Source organism: Lactiplantibacillus sp. 7.2.4, from assembly GCF_018991185.1.
In the GTDB taxonomy this organism is placed as follows: Bacteria; Bacillota; Bacilli; order Lactobacillales; family Lactobacillaceae; genus Lactiplantibacillus; species Lactiplantibacillus pentosus.
In genome coordinates, this window is record NZ_JAGYGS010000117.1 from 1 (window position 1) to 2910 (window position 2910).

At 47.2% G+C, this 2910-nt stretch carries 3 protein-coding genes; all 3 read left to right on the top strand.

Going from position 1 to position 2910, the window contains the following annotated elements:
• Positions 1-21: 21 nt before the first annotated feature.
• The 3 genes from citX (at position 22) to KGF70_RS16670 (ending at position 2799) form a co-directional block, all read left to right on the top strand.
• A complete protein-coding gene (gene citX / locus KGF70_RS16660) occupies positions 22-570 on the top strand; it encodes a citrate lyase holo-[acyl-carrier protein] synthase (protein ID WP_105919942.1) in 549 nt (182 codons plus the stop codon).
• A gap of 16 nt (positions 571-586) precedes the next feature.
• On the top strand, positions 587-1963 hold the full coding sequence (locus KGF70_RS16665; protein ID WP_216769645.1) for an oxaloacetate decarboxylase subunit alpha: 1377 nt from the start codon (positions 587-589) through the stop codon (positions 1961-1963).
• Positions 1964-2103: 140 nt separating this feature from the next.
• Positions 2104-2799 (top strand): GntR family transcriptional regulator, encoded by a 696-nt coding sequence (locus KGF70_RS16670; protein ID WP_105919944.1) that lies wholly within the window; start codon positions 2104-2106, stop codon positions 2797-2799.
• Positions 2800-2910: the final 111 nt, after the last annotated feature.

Genomic DNA, 2910 nt, shown 5'->3' on the forward strand with positions numbered 1-2910 from the left:
TTCTAAGGGATGTGACACGAAATGGGTGAGCATTGGGTTAATCTAGATGGGCCGCAAGTATTGCTGACAGAGGTTCTACAAACGAGAGAGTGGCGCGCGGCGCAACAAGCTAAAATTTTGACGGCTACCACAGCGGCAACCTTGATCTGGTCATCGACGCGCATCCCCGGCCCAATTAAGACGGGCAGCCACTTAACCGCTAAATATCAGGCCGTCGCACAGGGCATTATGCACCAGTACGAGGGTGCAATTCTTGATATGGCCAGCTTTCATCGGCGGACTGGCTTTGAATTTTATGTGCTGGTGAATCAGCCAGCAGAGCGTGTTAAGCATGATTTAGTCCTATTTGAAGAGCAGACCAGGTTTGGACAACTTTGTGATTTCGATGTGTTACGACGGGTTGATGGTCAAATTATGCCAGTGCATCGACAGCAGTTAGGACTGCCGCAGCGTCGATGCTTGATCTGTGACGGTAATGCGAAAATCTGCAGTCGTTCCCGCCGACATGGTTTGACCGTAATGCAGGCAGTTGTTGATGATATTATTGCTGAAGGGTGGCGTGAGGTTTGAATAAAAAACGGTAGGAATCACTGAGACTGTTTTACGAGATGGGCAGCAGAGCTTGATTGCGACGCGGATGCCGATTGATGACATGTTGCCAATTCTGGAGAAGCTAGATCGCGCAGGGTATCATGCACTAGAAGTGTGGGGTGGTGCCACATTTGATACGTGTTTGCGATACTTAAATGAGGATCCGTGGGAACGATTACGACAGATTCGACAGCATGCACCGAATACGCCGCTGCAGATGTTGTTGCGTGGGCAAAACATCTTGGGGTACAAGAACTACGCGGACGATGTTGTTGAGAAATTCGTCGAGAAGTCGATTAGTAATGGGATTGACATCATTCGAATGTTTGATGCGTTGAATGATACCCGTAATTTAAAAACTGCCTTGAAGGCCATTAAAAAGTACGGTGGGCACGCACAAATGACGATTTCGTATACGACCAGCGATTTCCACACGATTCCGTACTATGTCCAACTCGCAAAAGAGATGGAGATCATGGGGGCGGACTCGCTGTGTATTAAGGATATGGCGGGGATTTTAACACCGCAACGTGCTTATGACTTAGTTAGTGAACTGAAGGCGTCACTGAATATTCCGATTGAAATTCACACCCATGCCACCAGTGGGATCGCGGATATGACCTATATTAAGGCAGTCGAAGCCGGTGCGGATATTATTGATACGGCGAGTTCGCCTTTTGCGGGCGGGACCAGTCAGCCTGCCACCGAGTCGATGCTCGTCGCATTGCGAGATTTAGGCTACGATGTGACCGTTGATGCAACACTAGCTGCGGAGATTGCGGAATACTTTGCGCCGATTCGGGATCGTTTTCGGCATGATGGTGGCCTGAATCCCAAGGTGATGGACGTTCAACCAAAGTCATTGCGGTATCAAGTGCCTGGAGGAATGCTATCCAATCTGCTAGCGCAATTAAAAGATCAGGGTCAAGAAGCGCTATATGAACAAGTCTTGAATGAAGTTCCTAAGGTACGCGCGGACTTAGGCTACCCGCCATTAGTCACGCCATTATCGCAGATGGTAGGGACTCAAGCCTTGATGAACGTGATGAGCGGCGAACGCTACAAGCTGATACCTAATGAAATCAAGGACTATGTTCGTGGTCAGTACGGGCGGCCACCAGTACCGATTGCCACTAGTCTTGTTCAGAAAATAATTGGGGATGAACAGCCAATCACCAGTCGGCCGGCTGATCATATTGCACCGCAATTCAAGCAATTTGAAACAGCGATTGGCGACTACGCCCATTCTGTGGAAGATGTGCTGATTTATGGCTTATTCCCAGATCAGGGACGGGATTTTCTGGGTCGGCGCGAGGACCGGTTCTATGATGTTCCGATTCAAAATATCACCGTAGATTTCGCAACCAAATAATCTTGTGAAGGGCGTGGCGCGCTGATCGTGACCACGCTTTTTTGCAATGACGTGTCATTCACTGGTAAAATATCCTCGTTTTAGGCGGATGGATGCGGTTACATTATCTGTTATAATTAATGCGAATGGGAGTGATGACAATGGATGACGTTGTAAAGGCCGTGACAAAAAATTTGAATTTATCCAAAAACCAACCTTTAAAGAAATCGTTATTAAGTGCATTTCGTAAAACGATTATTCTGGGTGATATTCCGGCGGGAACCCGAATCAATGAGCAACAAGTCGCCGTTGCCTTGAATGTAAGCCGGACTCCCGTTCGCTATGCGCTGGATCAGTTAGCAAGTGAGGCGCTGGTACGAAGAACGCCTGGAAATAGCACGATCGTAATTGGAGTAACGCTGAAGGATGCGTATGAAATCTTTGATATTCGTAAGGAGCTAGATACGCTTGCGACTCGCAAGGCAATGGTGCGGATGACGCCGGCAGACTTTGAAACGCTGAGGGCATTGTTGGAGCGAACTGAAAGGGAGCTGAATCAAAGCCCGGATACAACGGTCGTGAGCTACTTTACGGATTTTAACCAATTTATTTATAATCACTGTGAGATGCCCCACCTGGTGAGAACGATTTATAAACTACAAACCTATTTAGTTTATTTCCGAGACATCTCAATTATGTCTGTTGAACGCCGAGCATTAGCGTTACAAGAGCATTGGCGTATTTATAATGCAATGGTCAATCAAGATGAAGTTCAGATTAGCTTGGTCATTCGAGAACACTTGGGTCAGTCATTACAGTTTATTCTCAAGGAGATGCGTGCGCTTAATATTGAGTGAGTCATGGTTAAGTTATACTACGCATTGTGCTAGTTAATTTGTCATGATTCATGGTTAAATCATGACAAGTTGGCGTCCTGTTCGTCAGCCGATGCGCGCCTTAGTCCGACT